Genomic DNA, 16492 nt, shown 5'->3' with positions numbered 1-16492 from the left:
CCGTACTCGCCGAGGTAGCCCACTTCGTCCATGTAGGTCGCGACGTTGTAGAAACTTTCTGCGCGGAGGAAGTAGCCGTCGCGTGGCTGGGCAGGCCCTCTGACGAGAGCAAGGTACTCGTGCAGCGTTGAGATGTCGCCGGCCGATTCCAGTTGGACGTTCTTTGTCCCTCCCTGGGCGCCGAACCCGAGAGCCAGCGCAAGTGCCTCGATCAGGGTGGATTTCCCTGAGCCGTTCTCGCCGACGAGGAATGTCACATCGCGGTGGAACGTCAGCCGATCAAGTGCACGGACAGCCGGAATCGAGAACGGATACCGGTCATAGCTCTCGACCTTATCTCTCTTTAGGGACGCCTGCATCAGGAAAGGCTTCTCGTACTTCATTGCGCCGTCACCCTTCCCTTCTGACCGGTCTTTCACTCATGGAACGCGGCAATTGCCTCTTCCTGGACCCGAGTCTCGACGGCGCGAGGTGATCGGATCTCCCGTACCTTGGCGATCGCGTCATCGGTCGTGAAGCCGCGACTATCGAGCCAGCACGAAGCCACCGTGGTCGCGCGGCGATGCCCCCGATGCACTGGATGACAACGTTAGCGGTACTTTCTTGCATCGAAATCATGGTTTTTCCTAGCAGACCAGACGACCTTGACGGTTCGCTGGCTGGAAGCGGGCATTCGTGCCCGCGTTGAACTCGAGAAAATCCGACTCGATGCCGTCGGAGAAGATCACACCGTTCTCCGCCATGCTTGAAACGAGTTCCAGAGGCTGCGCGCGGCTGATCTTGCCGAACACCAGCCCCGCCTGTGTCGCTCGACTCGGATAAGGCTCGCGTACCGAAAAGTGAAGGTAGTCGGCATCCCAAGGAAATCCTTCGTCGCGAAGATGCTTGATCTCGGCACCGGACGCGCCTGCGATGCCGGCTGCGCCAGTCAGCACGCTGCGAAACCAGCCGGATGAACCCAGGCCGGTCGAGATGATCACGCCGCTCGACGAGTGTCTTTCGACCTGTTCACTCCAATGGATCTCGTAGCGAGCCGAGACATGGGTGCGGGCACCGACGAAGAAATCGTTGACCGCGTGCAATGTCTGACCATCGCCGAGCGTGACCGAGGCCATCGTGATGCTCTTCTCGGGCCGGTGATGCGCCAGCGTCTCCGGCACGATCCGACTCAGATCGCCGACCTCGAACGGCAGCAGCACGCCATCCCAGCGCCGGCGATCGGGATTCACTCCGATCACCGGCTGGTCGCCCAGATACTTCAGGGTGTTCGCGACCAAGCCATCCTGACCGACCACCACGACCGGCATGCCGGTCGGAAAGATGAAGTTGGGCAGGAACGAGCGATCCAGCCGTTGCACGCGCCCGAACTGGCTCAACACTTCTTCGGCGCTACGGACCACGCTCTGGTAGTGCCGGTGCTCTTCGTCGTAGTCGCCGAAATCGGCACCGAGGTGTTCGATGTAGAAACGCGCCTGGTCGACCGTGTTGAAGCGGACGATCAGGTCTTCCAGGCGCGTGCGTCGCGTCACCAGAACCAGCTTGTTCTGAAGGCGCTCCATGACACTAGGCCTTCTTCGACGACATCACTTGCCGCAACAGATCCGGCGAAATGTTGAGTTCACCGATCTTCTCGGCATTCTCGGCCAGCCCTTGGAACGCCAGGGCAATCAGCGTCGCCGGATCGGCCGAGCCGAGAGTCAGGGCCTGCAGCACCTTCGGATCGACATCGCCCAGTGCCTTCATCGAGGTTTCGATACCGTAGGCCTTCACGTCCGCCTGCCGCTTGGCATTCTCCGCTGCCAGTTCCACCAGATCGCGATTCTGCTTTTCGAGTTCCACCTTGCCGGTCATCTCCTGGCGCTCGATCTGCTGGCGCTTCTCCAGCACCGAGCGCTCCGCGTCCATCTGCGCTTCGCGGATCTGCCGCTTCTTCTCCTCGATGGCGATCTCGGTCTTGAGTTCGTTCTCCTTGATGCCGCGCTCCTGTTCGATGGCAGAGTTGCGACGGGTATAGATGGCATCGTCTGCGTCCTTGAGAATGGTTTCGCGGACACGGGCTTCCAGGGCGCGCGCTGTTTCCGGCGTCGGCTTGATTGCCAGGATCGACAGGTCGGTGATTTCAACGCCCAGTCCCTGCAGGCTGCCGGTGGCAAGTAGGCCCTCACTGACGGCGGCGGCCACGGCCTCGATGCTGCGCAGCAACTCCTGCAGCGGCAGCTTCTGCACAACGGACTTCACCTGCACCTGGACGCCATTGACGATGCGCTGCGGCAGCTTGTCGGGATCGTCGGAGACATAGCCGATACCCTTGGATTGCAGCGAGAAGTTCATCATCGTCGCTAGCGCTTTCGGGTCGCGCACCCGATACGTCACCTGGCCCTGGATGCTCACGGTCTGGAAGTCGGCCGACACGTCCGTGAACATAAAGGGCGCATCGGCGCTCTGCATCGGGACAGCAACCAGCGAGGAGCTATGCGCCCAGTAGAAGAACGACAAGCCGGAACCTTCGCGCACCGGTTTGCCGTTCTTGTACTGGATGACGTAGGTCGTAGGATTTGCCTTGATGTACTGGTATCCGAACATGCTTATTCTCCCTTCAAATCGGTTGCGGTCAGCCGCTCGAACTCGGCCGCGGTACGGGCGCGAATGTCGACGAATTTGTCATCGACGAGTAGCTGGCCATTACGAAACACTGGACGCAACAGGTTCTCGCGATCGGCGAGTTCTTCGAGGCGTACACCTTCATAGCCCAACGGGGTGCGCACCACGCCCCAACGCCCTGTCTTGCTGCGCTTGCCCGGATCGGTGATCGGATCCTTGAAGATGTCGCGCGGCTGGCCGTCGATGATCGCCTGGCTGGCCTTCATTGCCCACTTCATGGTGTCGCGATCGACCTTCTGCAGCAGGCCGCCGCCCATGCCGAACGCCGCGTTCTCGGTGGCGATGCCGCGCAGCTTCAGGGCTTCCAGGATGCGCGGCAGGCTTTCGAGATTGACCCCATCGCCCTGGATCACGCGGATGAAGTCCGGCAGCACGCGGTAGCCTTTGGAGTTCACGCGATGACCGAAGCGGCTCATCAGGTGCTCGATCAGTCGCGGCAGCACGGCAATGGGGTCGCCGCTGTCCGGGCGGATCACCACGCGGCCGCCAGTGTTTTCGATCAGCGTCTTGAGTTCGTCGCAGACGATGTTGTCGACTGCGTTCCACAGGTCATAGCTGTCGACAACGAAGGCGACGATCTTCTGCGGGCCGGCGAAGCGTTCGACCATGTTGCGGTAGGCATCGGCTTCGCCGTTCTTGCCCCAACTGGTCATCGTGCTGTGTTCGCTCGCCGGGATACTGAAGCCGGCCAGGGGCTCGTCGTAGTGCTTGCGAGCGACCAGCAGCGCCGCCAACGTGTCGGTGCCCATGAAGTTGAGCAGGTGCCCCGCGCCGCCGATGCCGGCGGCCTCGTCAGTGGTGGCACCGCGCGCGCCGAAGTCGTGCAGCTGAAACGGCAGCACGGCCGCGGGATCGTCGCTGGTCTCGTCGAGATAGCGCCGCAGTTCCTTCTTGCAGGCGAAGCTCAGGCTGGCAACGGTGGTCGGATACCAGACCGCGCGCAGCAGCGCCGTTTCGAGGTAGCTCGGCAGCCAGTGCAGCTCGGGATCGGTGTTGCGGATCTGCACCAGCGGAATGCGAGTGCCAAGCACAGTGCCTTCCGGGACTGCCTCGATCTCCACCGGCAGGAATCCGCCGTGCTTCTCGAGGATGCATTCCCAGCCGGCGCGATTAAAGAATCCGACGTGGGCTTTGGCGAGCGTCTCGGCCTCGTCGATGTCGGCAAGGGTGATCGGCTTGCTCAGGTATTCCTTGAGGAAGGCTTGCAGGCCGAAGAAGGCGACATCCTTCAGTTCGCCGCCACGGGGCTCGATGTAGCTGTTGATCACCTCCGTGCCCGGCGGGTACTGAAGGTAGTGGCTGAGCTTATAGCTGTCGGTGTTGAGAATCAGGTTTTGCGTGGTCATCGTAGAACTCCTCTACGTTGATGGGTGGCCGTCGGGTCTATCCCGCCGGTTTGAATGAACTCGTATGCGCTAGAGGCCCACCATCTTCTGCAGAATGAAGTAGTGGTCCTCGAACATCTCTTCGGGCTTTACCTGAGCCAGGGGTATCCAGAACGCCTCCTTGGCATCGTCACCACCCTTGACCTTGGGCAGGTCAGTTTCGGGGCGCAGGTCGAAACGGAACGCGGTGGTGAAGGTCCGGCCGCGGGTTGAGCGAAAGGGGTCGTCGAACAGATCCTTGCCGGTCATTGAGCCGCGCAGTACGGGCTCGGGCACCTTGAGGCGGGTTTCCTCGCGCAACTCGCGCAGGCAGGCATCCAGTGCGTTTTCATCTTCCTGGATAAAGCCGCCCGGCAGTGCCAGTTGGCCTTTACCGGGACGGGCACCGCGGCGGACCAGCAGGACATGGCCGCTCTGAATCACCACCGCATCGGCGGTGTTGAAGGTCGGTGGGTACTTGAGGCTCGCGAATTGCTCGCGATAACGGGTCACGAACTCCTGCTCGGCCTTCAACTCTTGGTACGCCGGGGTCTTCGCGAAGGCGAGCAGGCCATCGTAGATCGCCTTCGGCAGACGTTGTTCGAAAGTCCTGGCGATCTCGGCCGGCACCCTACCCTGGTCGAACGGATGAGTGAAATAGAGCTGCCGCAGATCAGTGGCGCTGATGGCTTCGTGATTGGCAGCGTTCACCGCGCCCCAGGTCGGAAACAGGCGCAGGTAGTAAGAGCTGCGGTCCTTGCCGTGACCCACCAGGCCGATACGCAGATCCTGCGGCTTGCGTCCGGGGACGACGGCTCCGAGGTGCTCGAACACAGCGGCCTGAACATTGCGAATCCAGATCGGATCGTTGTACATCGCGTCGCGCAACGGGGCTACCGCCACTCGGGCGCGTTCGTCGGGTGCCAGGCACGCGAGGATCATGTCGGCGCGTTCGCCGGCATTCAGAGGATCACGGATATTACGGGGGCGTTCTGCCGAGCCAGCCAGAACGAGCACGCGCTGGCCTTCTGCGAGACCCTTGCGGACGACAGCCAGATGGCCCTGATGGAAGGGCTGAAAGCGTCCGACGAAGACGAGGAGATCGAACTGCATGGCGATAAGCTCCTTATCGCGTTGCCAACGATCCGTTGGCGAGTGTCGGCGGTCTATCCGCTGACGAGTAAATTACGCGCCTGTCGCCCTGAGATCGTCAAGAAGGTGGCGACGAACGGCGTATCAAGATGCATCAGTTGTTGCGCCCCGCCCGCTGCAGAGTTCTATCCGATTCCACCAGAGCGAAGCCGGACTAGCGAAATCACGAAGCCCTAGGATCGCTGAGTAGACGCGATAGCCGATACAGGGAAACACAGCAACATAGTCGAAGGGCATCGGGCATTCACTTAAAGAGCAGGGAACGCTCTGTCGTGGAGTGAACCCGAGTTATGGACTGACGCGCGGTTCGAGTCGGACGAGGAGTTCAAGCACGTCGCCATTCCAACTGCCAGCTGTTCGAAATTCGCCGTCGGGAGGCCTGGTCGAGACACAGGAGATGCTCGATTTCTGCGGCAGGAAGCAAATCCTGCCCGTCTTCGAGACCATCGCCATGAGCGAGATCACCGAAGCCTTTGCACGACTGGAGCGCGGCGCGTGCGGTATCGCTTCGTGATCGACACGGACTCGCTGTCGGTAGCCTGAGACGCGGAACCGTCGCGTGTAGGCGATGATCTGCGGGGAGTTCTACGGCCCCGATCCAGGACGAGAAACGCACCGCGTATGAATGACTGCTTCGGGCTGCTATGCAAAGATCTGCATAGCGGCCCCTACGCACAGATAGAAACTATGCGCAGTTGCGGCGTTGGGGACCTTGTCTCGTCAGTTCAAGCTCGGAACGTGCTCCGCATAGTTTCAGTGTCTGCGCGAAGGGCATGAGCGAGCCCGACGGGGAAGCTGCACACCTGTCGTCCGAGGGCGTTGAGCCGCCGCTGCGGCGCTTCATCGCCACCAGAGGAGCCGGTTCGTTCAGTGCACAACGGAGGGCGTGGGGAGCAAACCCATTGCGGTCCTCAAAGAGGTGCGCATCGGCCCTGGACGCAGCCGCCAAAACTATATCGACTCAATCCCGACCTACCTACACAGCACCCTAACAACGAAGACGCGTGGGCACAGCCACTCACATCGATCTGCGCATAGGGGTTGATTCGCGACATTCAGCGCCGGCGAGTTTGCTACGGCTTTTCAACCTTTCCACGGCCCTTCTCCGGCATCGGATTTGGCATCGTTCAACAGCATCTCTCGCAGCGCCTTTGTGTCGATCGACTTCAGACTTTGCATGCCCACCAGCGCCCATGGTTCCTGCATGCCGTCGAGGAGCACATCAGGGTCGCGTTCTAAACCCACAGCCGGCAATTCATCCCACCCTGGCACGCGTTCCGGCTTTACCTTGTCCGCGATTATCTGAGCCATCGTCAGCCTGCCGTCCTGAATACCCTTGGGACCCGGTTTGGCATTTTTCATAGTTCGACTCCTTCTTTAGTCTGATACTAGCTAACCAATGCGCCCGAATAATGTTGGCAGCCTAGACATTTCGGACGCTCACTGTAACTCTGGACCTCCTTCTGCGAGTCAGTTTTCACGGTAGTCACACGCTGCCCAGTACGACGCATCATCCCAGATGATTTTTCCGCCTTGGATGAAGCGCACGGCGGGATGCGCTCTAAAAAGGTAGTACGGCAACGACTCGGAATTCAATCCATCGCTTGTGGCGACACCGGCCAAGCGCAGTTGAATCCGCGCCGCGGCGATGCGCTCGACGTAGGCAAGGCGATTGTCGCTAGAGCAGACCGATCCACCAAGGATTTTCGGCTTTGCGGCGGCATTCTGGAAGCTTTGGCGCACCCGAGTCTCTTCCGTAGCCGCATTCTGTTGCGCCGCTTCGCGTGCTTGAGCCGCGTCGATCCGGTTCTGCTCTCTTTGTGCAACAAGGTTCTTCAGATAGATCTCGTTGGCTGCAACCTGATAGAGCGGTGGTCCATCATTTAAGGCTGCCATCAGCGCTCCGGGATTGGTCACCGCATCATCGAGCAGCAGCTTGAATTCCGGTGGCACTCGTGCGCCGCAGCAGAACTCGGGGTCGGGCTCCTTGGGGTAGGTCAGCTTGTCGCAGCCCTTGAGATGTCGAGCGTAGGCATCAGCCGAAATGACGCCGCTGTTGAGCTGGTAGATGCCGATGCGCCGGACGTCATCGACCGTCACGACGAAAGCCACCATGCTGGCGTTGGCGAAAACCGCTTTGCAGCCGATGTTGGCGATACGGCCGCCATTGTTGACCGTGGTTGGCTCTTCCGTCTTGGCGATCAATCGCATCGCGTTCGGATTGCTGTCTTCGCGCGCGACGGCCGCGCTGCAAGCGGCCATCAGTAGCGTCAGGACTGCCAGCAGCTGACGGCCCATGTCAGTGCCCACTGCGGCTGACCGCATCGAGCGCGTCGGCGAAGATTAACTGAATGCGGTCCGGTGACCGCTTCCTCAGCCAGTCTTCCGCCGCCTGCAAATTCAGCCCGGGTGGTCCGTATCCGATCGAGTTGATGCCGCTCTTCTTACCCATATAGACCGAGTCGAAACGGAAGTACGGCGGGCCAGCGGTAATAGCCTGAGCAAGCGCGTTCGGCTCTTTTGTGGCCGCACTAAACAGGGCCTTGAACTCCGGCGAAAGGATCAGCGACAAGTTGTTGTACGTCGCAACCCATTGCTCGCCTTCGAGCTGGCAACCGGGCTTCGGATTGCGACGACTGAAAATCCCCGAATACGCCACGCCGAGACGATCGTCATAGATCGATATCTCGCCGCCCGTCGTCGTCGACGAGGTGACGATGAGCAGAAACTCCTGATGCTGGTAAATGGCCACGCAATTCTCCGAGCCGTTCCAGTTGGTAATGCTCGCAGCCTGCCGGTTCACCGACGTCGCAAGTGGAGCGACCGCCGGAGCTGTGGCAGGACTGACACAGCCCCCCGTCGAGATCGCACCCGCGATAGCGGTCGCTAACACCGAAAATATTTTTAAACGCGCAGTAGCTTTCAGATGCATGAGTTCCCCCGAACCTCAGTGTGGTGAAGAGTCAGATAACGATGGCGCCCGTCGGCGGCGCAAAGGGCCGTCGATCGGGCGGCAGTGACAGGTAGCGTTTGACCTCGCGACGCAGCCGCCACCAGCGTAGGTATTCACGTTGGGCAAGCAACACGTAGTGCCCGACCCAGGTCCAGATCGGTGTGTAGACGCACAGCGCAGTTCCGAAGGGATCGAGCTTCGGCGCTCCGATTGCCAGGCTGGCGAGCAGGAGCGCTGGCCCACCCAAGAATGCAATGGTGGCCACGACGAGCCAGACGTAGACCGCTCGCTTCATTCCCGAAGGAAAGATCCGGGCGAAGCGTTGTCGGTTGCCGAGCAGTCGATGCCGAAGATCGAAGGCCTTGAACAGCACCATCGCTGGTAGCGCGCACGGCACGAGCGTCCAATCGTTCATTTCGACCACCAAAATCCATCTCTGAAAATAGTCATGTTTTTCATATTCCCATACCGACTATACGTTCTTGACTTCCTACGAATCAAGGAAGCAACTTGCCTCGCTCGCGGCAATCCCGGTACAGCTCGGAATACCGGCTATTGCTTGAGCGATTGGTCGCACTTCGCGGTGACGAATCCCAGACACTCGTTGCCGAGCGAATGGGCACCAGCCAATCGATGCTGTCCAAGCTCGAACGCGGCGTCGTTCGGATGGACCTCAGCGATTTGCTGAGTTATCTGGACGCGATCGGAAAGGATCCACTCGAGTTCATTACCGACTACCTGCACGCCATCAATTGGCGACCGACTCGGCGCAAACCGGCGGCGGCACCCCGCTCAAAGTAGTCCTCTATCCTTTTCGAGTTCGCTCCGGGTCCGGACCCCGTCCAGTGGATGGCCCCAGAGCATTCCGAACTCCGTTTGGAACTCCACCTGCCTCACCCAGAAGCAGCGGTGAGATATGGTCAACCGGCTCGGTACACCTCCCAGCGTTCGATGAGCTTCAGCCGGTCTTCGGCGACCGCGATGGCAATGTCCCGCTCGGCCGCCATTCGCTGTAACTCCAATCCGAGCGCTTGATTGCGCGCGAGCAGCTCGGCGCCGATTCGCTCACGATCGGCAACGCGCTCTTTCAATTCCGCGAGGATCGCTTGTTGTTCGGCGATCATGTCGCTAGCGCGGTCCTGCGCCTCGTCGTGCGTCGCCTGCAGCTGGGCGTGCGCTTCGGATAGCTGCCTTGCAGCACTGGCCATCCAGCGATCCACCCACTGCCGGAGTTCACTCTCCATGTCGGCAGGCAGCAGCAGCTGCGAGCGCACAGACTTCGCGGCCAATTGCTCGCGCAACTGGCGAATCCCTCGGCTTGCTCGCAACCGCTGGCAGCCGCCAGCGGCATGGATGAGTTCATCGAGCCGAGGGGGACGTCCGAGTGTCCGGTTCAAATCTTCGGCCAGCGCAAGAAGCGCGGCATCATCGAGCACCGCCGGACGACCCACCGGCGGTTCGGAACGGTTCCGAACGGTTCCTGGGTTAGCGTTCACCGTGGCGCTCCGTGAAAGCGTATTCCTCATTCGCCGCTTCGGCAGCGATGATCTCGCCGAATGGCCGGATGTTCTTTTTCAGCAGCGATCCCAAACCCCGACCGTTGTGCGTGGCGGAGCTCCACTGATCCAGGGCAACGACCATCTCGGCGACCAGGTATTTCGCTTGTCCCCGAGCCCGCGCCGGCGTGGCAACGAATTCGAGGATGTAGGTCAATGCGGCTGCCAAGTCACGATCGACTGACTCCAGCCATTGCAGATGCGGCGCCAGGACCAGCAGGTTGTGCGTTTCGTGATGCGACACCAGCGCATGCACGGGGCGGGCGGCCTCCCCGACCGATTTCAGCTTGCCGACGTCGTGCAAAAAGTAGCCTAGCTGCGCCAACTGCCACGACAGCGGCTCGTTGGGCAGCGCCTGTCGCGAGGCTGCGAGCGCGACGTCGAGCTGGTCGGTGCTGTGGACTAGCAGGCCGCCAACAAACGAGTGGTGGTGAGCGACACTCGCTCGACAGCGCAGCATCGGCAAGCCGATCGAAGGGTCGAGCAGCACGCGCTTCAGGAACCCGCTGAGCGGCTCCGGCAACGATTCCTCCAGGTTGTGGAGACGAACCAAAGCGTCTACCGCAGGCGCCGGACAGTGCTCGATCGGCAACACCCAGGACGCACTCGGCAGCAAGTCGATTTCGACCGGGTAGATTTGGACGACGAGGATGCCGCTCCCTTGGAGCTGAAGGTCGATCAGCGCATCGATTGGCTGCGGTAGCGCAGGCCGAAACCTCAAAGCCGTGGTGCGACAGCTGGCCCACCGTGAACCGGTGCCATCCTCCAGCAGAACACGTGTGTGCTCCGCGCCGGGAGGGCTGGCCTCAACCCGGGTCAGGAAAAAGGTGCCACGAATGCGCTGGCCTCGATGGCTGCTCATCCCGCCGATTGTGCAAGTTGGGATCATGAGTTTGCAGCCTCCATATTCTGCAAGTGACGAGACAAACGCGCCGCGAGTTCGATCGTCGACGGCATTGGCGATATCTCGTCGGTCTGGCTCAACTGGCCCAGGATCCAGTTAGTCACTGCGTCCGCATTGGTACGGCAGCTCGCGTCGGCGATCCAGCAGATGACATCAATTCCGCTGGGATGCAGATGCAGTTCTTGCATCAGGACCGGCGCGATTCGACGGGCCACACCGCGCTGTGCCTTGGCACTGAGCTCCTGCTCCAGGCGCCGTACGAGCAGCTCTTTCGACAACCCAGTTAGTGATGCACGATTAGTCATGACTTGCCCCCTTGCTTTGCCTTGGCTTTCAATCCCACCTGCAGAAAACTGTCGTTCGCTGCCCGCAGTCCTCCATTCACGACACTCGACACCATTGAGTCGAACGCGCTGCCGTCCTGCCGCATGAGGTTTGGCACGTACCGGCTGTAGGTACGAAACAGCATCTCGGTCGTCGTATGACCCAACTGGCGTGCTATCCACTCGGGCGACTCCCCAGCCGCCAGCCACAAGGTCGCGCAGGTATGGCGCATCTGGTATGGCCGGCGATACTTCAGATCGAGGTTTCGCAGCAGTGGCTTCCAAACGCGATCATTGAAGTTGGTGTTGTCGATCGGCTTTCCGCTTCTCGTGCAGAACACATAGCGTTCGCCGAACTGAGGATCGGTTTCAAAGTCCGCCGGCCGCATCGTCAGCAAGGCCTCGCTCACGACACGGCTCATTTGAATCTCGCGCTGCGACCCGTCAGTCTTGGTGTACTCCGTCCGGCCGTCCTGAAAGGTTTCGCGAATCAAGATCTGGCGACGCTCGAAGTCGACGTGCTTCCATTTCAGCCCATGGGCCTCTCCCGAACGAACGCCGGTGAAGAAACGGAAGCTCAGGTACGGACGGTAGTCCTGGCGAACACGAGCCAGGATCCCTTGGGTCTCATTGACCGTAAACGGCTCGATGTCCACCCGCTGAAGCTTCAGGCGCTTGATCGAGATGCAGGGGTTCTGCAAACCGAACTGAAGCGCGGCCTCGTCCAAGATCATCCTCAGGATGCCGATGATGCGGTTGATCGTCGCCGGGGCCATCGGCTTGCCTTCGATGCCCTTCTCGATATTCGCGCCGACGCGCTTTGCGGCGAGGTGGCTACGGAAAGCCAGCACCGTAGAGCGATCAATCTGATCAAGCCGCTTTTCGCCGAATGCCGGTAACAGATGCGTCGTTAAAATCGATTGGACAGCATCTCGATACGACATCCGCCATTCGACTTGCTTGTCCGACCGCCATTGCTGGGTAAAGTCGCTGCAGAACGGGAGCACGATCGACAGGGCCGCCGCGTTCGGCACCTGCATCGGATCAGCTTCCTTCACGGTCTTAGGCGTCTTAAACCGAGCAGCCATCTTGCTACCCGGAAAGTACTGTCCGTAATCGAGAGTCCCGGCCGAGATTTCAGATTCGATCTTCGCGAGCACCTTCTCCATCTTCCGGCGATTCGCAGGCGTGTCATCGAGTGCCGAATACTCTCTGCAACGATTCCCGCGAAAACGGAAATCGAAGAACAATTTCCCGCTCCGGACATTCACGCTAGCCATTGCAGATCGCTCCGGAGGCCAGCGGGATGCCCTTCATCAGCGACGCGCTCAGGCTAGCCTTCATGTCGCGTTCAATGGCCTCCCAGAGAAAGAGAATCTTTCTTCCGCCGAAAGGCCGAATGTAGTGCGTGCCTTCAAGTAGGACCGAGTCCTTCAGGCGATTTCTTATCGTCCGCGCGTCATATTTGATCCGCGCGCTCAACTCATCTGTCGTCAGGTACGTTTGCTCCATGTGCTAATCTCCGTGATCTAAGGGTTTCAAATAAGCTGCACAAAGAACAAATGTGATGCCTATGAATCAAATTATATACATTCACGGCCGCGTGTCAACTCCGCCTGCATCTTTTTTGATTCAAACGTATCAATGATCAGATTTAAACTGCGGGAGCTGATGGCGGAGAAGCAATTCCGCGAAGGGCGCTTGCTCACGATCAATGAAGTTGCCAGTGATGCCGATGTTTCTCGGATCACGCTGTCGCGACTTCTCAATCAAAAAGGCTATGGAACCGGCACCGAGACCCTCGACCGGCTATGCCGCTACTTCGGCTGTCGCATAGAAGATTTGGCCGAGTACGTTCCAGAGTGATTTGCTGACTGCACCAACATCGCGCATGGCGAGCGGTCTCGAGGATCCAGTCAAATTTGTTGAGACTAGATTTGCCCGGTCTCAGATGGTCCCTGGATGGTCTCAGTTCGGTCTCCGCCCCGAAAATCAGGCATTGCGCCCAAAGCAGGGAGGCACTCAAAAGAATGGCTGACCGGAACAACTGCACAACACAAAGAGCCCCAACCCGCACAGCGGACTGAGGCTCTAAGTTATTGATTTTGGTGCGCTTGACTGGATTCGAACCAGTGACCCCTGCCTTCGGAGGGCAGTACTCTATCCAGCTGAGCTACAAGCGCTTTGACTACATTTACGCCCCATCCCTCAGAAATGAGTCGTGCTTCGGAGGGCAGTACTCTATCCAGCTGAGCTACGAGCGCGTGCGGCGGATTCTACAACGAGCCGGCCGGTCACGAGACTCGATCCCTGGCCCGGCGCGCATATTAGCTGCAGAAACCACGGCTCGCCGCCGACTCGAGTGGTGGTGCGTGCTAACCCAACGCTTACTAAGCGAATCACTTGCCCGTTATACTTCGCGCCGCTTTTGGGCCAAGCCACCTCGTAGGGGAGCCAGTTTTGGAACAGCAGAATCACGACAAGGTTTTCTTCGTCAATTTCAGCGTCGTAATCGGCATTCTTGCCGGTATCGCCTTCGTGATTGCTGCGGTTGCCCGCCTGGTGATCCCGAGTCTGCCGGCACCGGACGCCGACCAGATGGCGGCGCTGAACAACCGAATCAAGCCGGTGACCCAGGTCTTTACCGACCCGGCTGCGCTGCTCAAGGCGACCGCCAAGCCGGCTCGCGCGGCCATGGGCGGTGAAGAGGTGGTCACCAAGGTCTGCAGCGCCTGCCACGGCACCGGCGTGTTGAATGCGCCGAAGATCGGCGACGCTGCGGCCTGGGGCGAGCGCTCCAAAAGTCAGGGCGGCCTGGACGGGCTGACCAAGAAGGCCATTGCGGGCATCAACAGCATGCCGGCGCGGGGCGGCGATCCCGACCTGAGCGACGACGAGATGCACGCAGCCGTGGAATTCATGCTCAAGAAGAGCGGCGGCTAAACTCAAGATCCCCGACGAAGCCCGCGATAGCGGGCTTTTCCGTTGCCCCGCGACCTGAACCACGGCTTAGGGGATCGGCATGACGTTTGCTTTACAGCTCGGACTAGGGAATTGGCCGGGCAGAAAATGAGGGAAATCCGGCCTCATTCACAGGGGTCCTCAGTCGTTTCGCGATAGCGGGGCCACTAAAAGGGGCAGAGACGATCGTATCGATCGTTCACGGGCGGCGCCGGCCTGTTTGGGGTTGCTTGGCGCGTTGGTCATTCCATTCCACAGGAGAGGTTTTGCTTATGAAGATGAAGGGTCTCGTTGTCGCCGCAGCCATGCTGGCGAGCAGCAGTGCGTTCGCCGGTGCCACGGGCAACGTTGGCGGCGTTAGCGAATACATGTTCCGCGGCCTGTCACAGAATCCGGACGATCCCTCGATCCAGGGCGGACTCGATTACGCTTTCGACTCCGGGCTGTACGTTGGCACCTGGGCTTCGAACATCGATTGGGGCGCTGGCGGAACTGAACTCGATCTCTATGGCGGGTTCACCAAGAAATTCACGGATCTTATCGGGATTGATGTGGGCGCCATTGGCTACATTTACCCCGAAAAAGGCGAACCGGGCGGCCTGTATCCCGATGCCAATACGGTGGAAGTGTACGCCGGACTTCTGGTGGGGCCGGTCACTTTCAAGGCTTATTACAGCCCCAGCTATTTCGGCGCCAAAGAACCGGGTGGTGGCGATCTGAAGAATCTTTACTTTGTGGCCTCGGGCGCGTTTCCGCTTAGCGAAACCCTGAACTTGACGGGATCTATCGGCTACACATCATCTTCGGATGACGCGGCCGGTGGTTTCTGCCCGAATGTAGCGTACTGCGAAGTCACGGACAGCTACATCGATTACAGCGTTGGCATCGCCAAGACCTTGGATGGCGGCTTCACCGCCACTCTGGCCGTGGTTGGCACCAATCTGAAGCCCGACGATGGTTCCGGCAACGAGAAGACCGATAAGCCGTCGATCGTCATCGGTCTGAAAAAGACCTTCGATCTGTAAGCTTTCGCCGTCTTAAGAAAGGGCTGCTTCGGCAGCCCTTTTTTTGCGGTCGGCCGTGAGGCCGATCAAGGCGTATTCAGACACCCGAGCGCTCGAATTCGCGGTAGCGCAGCGCCTCGGCGACATGGGCCGGCGTCAGCGTCGGCAGATGCGCCAGATCGGCGATCGTGCGGCTGACGCGCAGCACCCGGTGATAGCCGCGCGCCGACAGTCTCAGGCGCTGCATCGCCGCCTCGATCAAGGCGCGCGTCGCTGCGTCCAGTGCGCAGTCGCGCTCGAGTTCGGTCGCATTCAGCAGCACGTTCGGTTTGCCAGCCCTTTGCATCTGGCGTTCGCGCGCGGCACTGACCCGGACGCGCACATCCGCGCTCGATTCGACCGCAACCGCTGGTTGCAGCAAGGCCTGCCGTTCGATACGCGGCACGAAAATCTGCAGATCGATGCGGTCGAGCAGCGGCCCCGATATGCGGCCGCGATAGCGCGCGACCTGGTCGGGCGTGCAGCGGCAGCGGCTCTCCGGATCGCCCAGAAACCCACAAGGGCAGGGGTTCATTGCCGCAATCAGCTGAAACCTCGCCGGGAAGTCCTGCTGCTGCGCCGCGCGTGAGATGGTGATCTCTCCGGTTTCCAGCGGCTGGCGCAAAACCTCGAGCACGCGGCGGTCGAACTCCGGGATTTCGTCCAGGAAGAGGATGCCGAGATGCGCGAGCGTTATCTCGCCCGGCCGCGGCGACGATCCACCGCCCACCAGCGCAACGCCGCTGGCGGTGTGATGCGGGCTGCGAAACGGCCGGCGCCGCCAGTTGCGGGGATCGAAACCACTGGTCGCGACCGATGCGATCGCCGCCACCTGGATCGCTTCGTCCTCGCTCATTGGCGGCAGCAGCCCGGGCAGACGCGCGGCCAGCATGCTCTTGCCTGAGCCCGGCGGGCCGACCATCAGCAGGGAATGGCCTCCGGCCGCGGCGATTTCCAGCGCGCGGCGCGCCATCGGCTGGCCGCGGACCTCGGCGAGATCCGGACCGTCGACCGCAATATCGAAAGCGGAATTCGTCGCGAGGTATTCGGCCAGCTCGCCCGCATGCAGCGCGCCGCAAAGCTCGCTCAGGTGTCGCGCGGCGATGATGCGCACGCCGGCGGCGAGCACCGCTTCGTCCGCATTCGCCAGCGGCACGATCAGGGCGTGGCCCGCTCGCTTGGCCTGCAGCGCCGCCGGCAAGGCGCCGCGCACCGCGCGCAGTTCGCCGGACAGCGACAGCTCGCCGAGGACTTCGAGCCCGGCCAGCCGCTCGGCCGGTATCTGCTGGGACGCCGCGAGAATGCCGAGCGCGATCGCCAGGTCGAAGCGACCGCCCTCTTTGGGCAGATCGGCCGGCGCCAGGTTGCAGGTGATTCTGCGGGCCGGGAACTCGTAGCCGCAGGTGGTGATCGCGGCCTTGACCCGATCCTTGGCTTCGCGGACCGCGGCCTCGGGCAGGCCGACGATCGCGAGCCCCGGCAAGCCATTGGCGAGATGCACTTCGACGCGGACCAGATCGGCTGTCAGTCCATTCTGGGCACGGCTGAGCACGGTGGCGAGCGACATGCGCTGAG

Annotated in this window: 19 protein-coding genes, 1 tRNA gene and 1 pseudogene; 5 read left to right on the top strand and 16 right to left on the bottom strand. The window is 60.8% G+C overall.

The genetic code is table 11. The features are described from left to right. The 5 genes from JWQ90_RS03990 to JWQ90_RS03970 all read right to left on the bottom strand — a co-directional run. Positions 1 to 383, bottom strand: a 383-nt coding sequence (locus tag JWQ90_RS03990) for an AAA family ATPase (protein WP_299689726.1), incomplete at its 3' end; no start/stop codon positions are given. Positions 384 to 626: 243 nt separating this feature from the next. Continuing rightward, positions 627 to 1559, bottom strand: coding sequence for a hypothetical protein (locus JWQ90_RS03985; protein ID WP_299689724.1), 933 nt, complete (start codon positions 1557 to 1559; stop codon positions 627 to 629). A 4-nt stretch (positions 1560 to 1563) separates the two neighbouring features. Further along, positions 1564 to 2583, bottom strand: coding sequence for an SPFH domain-containing protein (locus JWQ90_RS03980; RefSeq protein ID WP_299689722.1), 1020 nt, complete (start codon positions 2581 to 2583; stop codon positions 1564 to 1566). Positions 2584 to 2585: 2 nt separating this feature from the next. Beyond that, positions 2586 to 4007: a nicotinate phosphoribosyltransferase gene (locus JWQ90_RS03975; protein ID WP_299689720.1), complete on the bottom strand. Its 1422-nt coding sequence runs from the start codon at positions 4005 to 4007 to the stop codon at positions 2586 to 2588. Positions 4008 to 4076: 69 nt separating this feature from the next. After that, positions 4077 to 5138, bottom strand: coding sequence for a bifunctional nicotinamide-nucleotide adenylyltransferase/Nudix hydroxylase (locus tag JWQ90_RS03970; RefSeq protein ID WP_299689718.1), 1062 nt, complete (start codon positions 5136 to 5138; stop codon positions 4077 to 4079). Positions 5139 to 5541: 403 nt separating this feature from the next. Here JWQ90_RS03970 and JWQ90_RS29095 point away from each other — a divergent pair. Then, positions 5542 to 5720, top strand: a pseudogene (locus tag JWQ90_RS29095) (NAD(P)-dependent alcohol dehydrogenase); the annotation flags it as partial. A 540-nt stretch (positions 5721 to 6260) separates the two neighbouring features. On the opposite strand, the gene JWQ90_RS03965 reads toward JWQ90_RS29095, so the two are convergent. From JWQ90_RS03965 to JWQ90_RS03950, 4 genes are all read right to left on the bottom strand, one after another. Beyond that, positions 6261 to 6539: a hypothetical protein gene (locus JWQ90_RS03965; RefSeq protein WP_299689716.1), complete on the bottom strand. Its 279-nt coding sequence runs from the start codon at positions 6537 to 6539 to the stop codon at positions 6261 to 6263. 108 nt (positions 6540 to 6647) lie between these two features. Next, entirely contained in the window at positions 6648 to 7475 is an 828-nt protein-coding gene (locus JWQ90_RS03960) for a hypothetical protein (protein WP_299689714.1), read from the bottom strand. 1 nt (position 7476) lies between these two features. Further along, positions 7477 to 8109, bottom strand: coding sequence for a hypothetical protein (locus JWQ90_RS03955; protein ID WP_299689712.1), 633 nt, complete (start codon positions 8107 to 8109; stop codon positions 7477 to 7479). Positions 8110 to 8140: 31 nt separating this feature from the next. After that, entirely contained in the window at positions 8141 to 8545 is a 405-nt protein-coding gene (locus JWQ90_RS03950) for a hypothetical protein (RefSeq protein ID WP_299689710.1), read from the bottom strand. Positions 8546 to 8640: 95 nt separating this feature from the next. Between JWQ90_RS03950 and JWQ90_RS03945 the strand changes: the two genes are divergently transcribed. Beyond that, the gene (locus tag JWQ90_RS03945; protein WP_366919429.1) at positions 8641 to 8931 is read left to right on the top strand and encodes a helix-turn-helix transcriptional regulator; all 291 of its coding nucleotides are present in this window, start codon (positions 8641 to 8643) and stop codon (positions 8929 to 8931) included. Between the two features lie 119 nt (positions 8932 to 9050). Here the strand turns inward: JWQ90_RS03945 and JWQ90_RS03940 are convergent, their stop codons facing one another. Genes JWQ90_RS03940 through JWQ90_RS03920 form a run of 5 tightly spaced genes read right to left on the bottom strand, consistent with a single transcriptional unit; the run spans position 9051 to position 12425 of the window. Further along, the gene (locus tag JWQ90_RS03940; RefSeq protein ID WP_299689708.1) at positions 9051 to 9626 is read right to left on the bottom strand and encodes a hypothetical protein; all 576 of its coding nucleotides are present in this window, start codon (positions 9624 to 9626) and stop codon (positions 9051 to 9053) included. Further along, the gene (locus JWQ90_RS03935; RefSeq protein ID WP_299689706.1) at positions 9616 to 10548 is read right to left on the bottom strand and encodes a hypothetical protein; all 933 of its coding nucleotides are present in this window, start codon (positions 10546 to 10548) and stop codon (positions 9616 to 9618) included. Before JWQ90_RS03935 ends, JWQ90_RS03940 begins: the two co-directional genes overlap by 11 nt. A 23-nt stretch (positions 10549 to 10571) precedes the next feature. Next, positions 10572 to 10895 (bottom strand): hypothetical protein, encoded by a 324-nt coding sequence (locus JWQ90_RS03930; RefSeq protein ID WP_299689704.1) that lies wholly within the window; start codon positions 10893 to 10895, stop codon positions 10572 to 10574. Next, positions 10892 to 12163 (bottom strand): DUF3596 domain-containing protein, encoded by a 1272-nt coding sequence (locus tag JWQ90_RS03925; protein ID WP_299689702.1) that lies wholly within the window; start codon positions 12161 to 12163, stop codon positions 10892 to 10894. Before JWQ90_RS03925 ends, JWQ90_RS03930 begins: the two co-directional genes overlap by 4 nt. A gap of 22 nt (positions 12164 to 12185) precedes the next feature. Next, positions 12186 to 12425 (bottom strand): hypothetical protein, encoded by a 240-nt coding sequence (locus JWQ90_RS03920; RefSeq protein ID WP_299689699.1) that lies wholly within the window; start codon positions 12423 to 12425, stop codon positions 12186 to 12188. Between the two features lie 132 nt (positions 12426 to 12557). Between JWQ90_RS03920 and JWQ90_RS03915 the strand changes: the two genes are divergently transcribed. Beyond that, positions 12558 to 12779 carry a helix-turn-helix transcriptional regulator gene (locus tag JWQ90_RS03915; RefSeq protein WP_299689696.1) on the top strand — a complete coding sequence of 74 codons (222 nt, stop codon included), beginning with the start codon at positions 12558 to 12560 and terminating at the stop codon, positions 12777 to 12779. 240 nt (positions 12780 to 13019) lie between these two features. Here JWQ90_RS03915 and JWQ90_RS03910 read toward each other — a convergent pair. Further along, a tRNA-Arg gene (locus JWQ90_RS03910) sits at positions 13020 to 13096 on the bottom strand. Positions 13097 to 13373: 277 nt separating this feature from the next. Here JWQ90_RS03910 and JWQ90_RS03905 point away from each other — a divergent pair. Both JWQ90_RS03905 and JWQ90_RS03900 read left to right on the top strand, forming a co-directional pair. Then, positions 13374 to 13856, top strand: a complete 483-nt coding sequence (locus JWQ90_RS03905) for a c-type cytochrome (RefSeq protein ID WP_299689694.1) — start codon at positions 13374 to 13376, stop codon at positions 13854 to 13856. Positions 13857 to 14146: 290 nt separating this feature from the next. Beyond that, on the top strand, positions 14147 to 14899 hold the full coding sequence (locus JWQ90_RS03900; protein ID WP_299689692.1) for a TorF family putative porin: 753 nt from the start codon (positions 14147 to 14149) through the stop codon (positions 14897 to 14899). A gap of 76 nt (positions 14900 to 14975) precedes the next feature. On the opposite strand, the gene JWQ90_RS03895 is transcribed toward JWQ90_RS03900, so the two are convergent. After that, positions 14976 to 16484: a YifB family Mg chelatase-like AAA ATPase gene (locus JWQ90_RS03895; RefSeq protein ID WP_299689690.1), complete on the bottom strand. Its 1509-nt coding sequence runs from the start codon at positions 16482 to 16484 to the stop codon at positions 14976 to 14978. Between the last annotated feature and the right edge of the window lie 8 nt (positions 16485 to 16492).

Source organism: Hydrocarboniphaga sp. (assembly GCF_028291725.1).
Lineage (GTDB): Bacteria > Pseudomonadota > Gammaproteobacteria > Nevskiales > Nevskiaceae > Hydrocarboniphaga.
The sequence above is the reverse complement of the archived record's forward strand: the minus strand, read 5'-3'. Positions and strand labels throughout refer to the sequence as shown.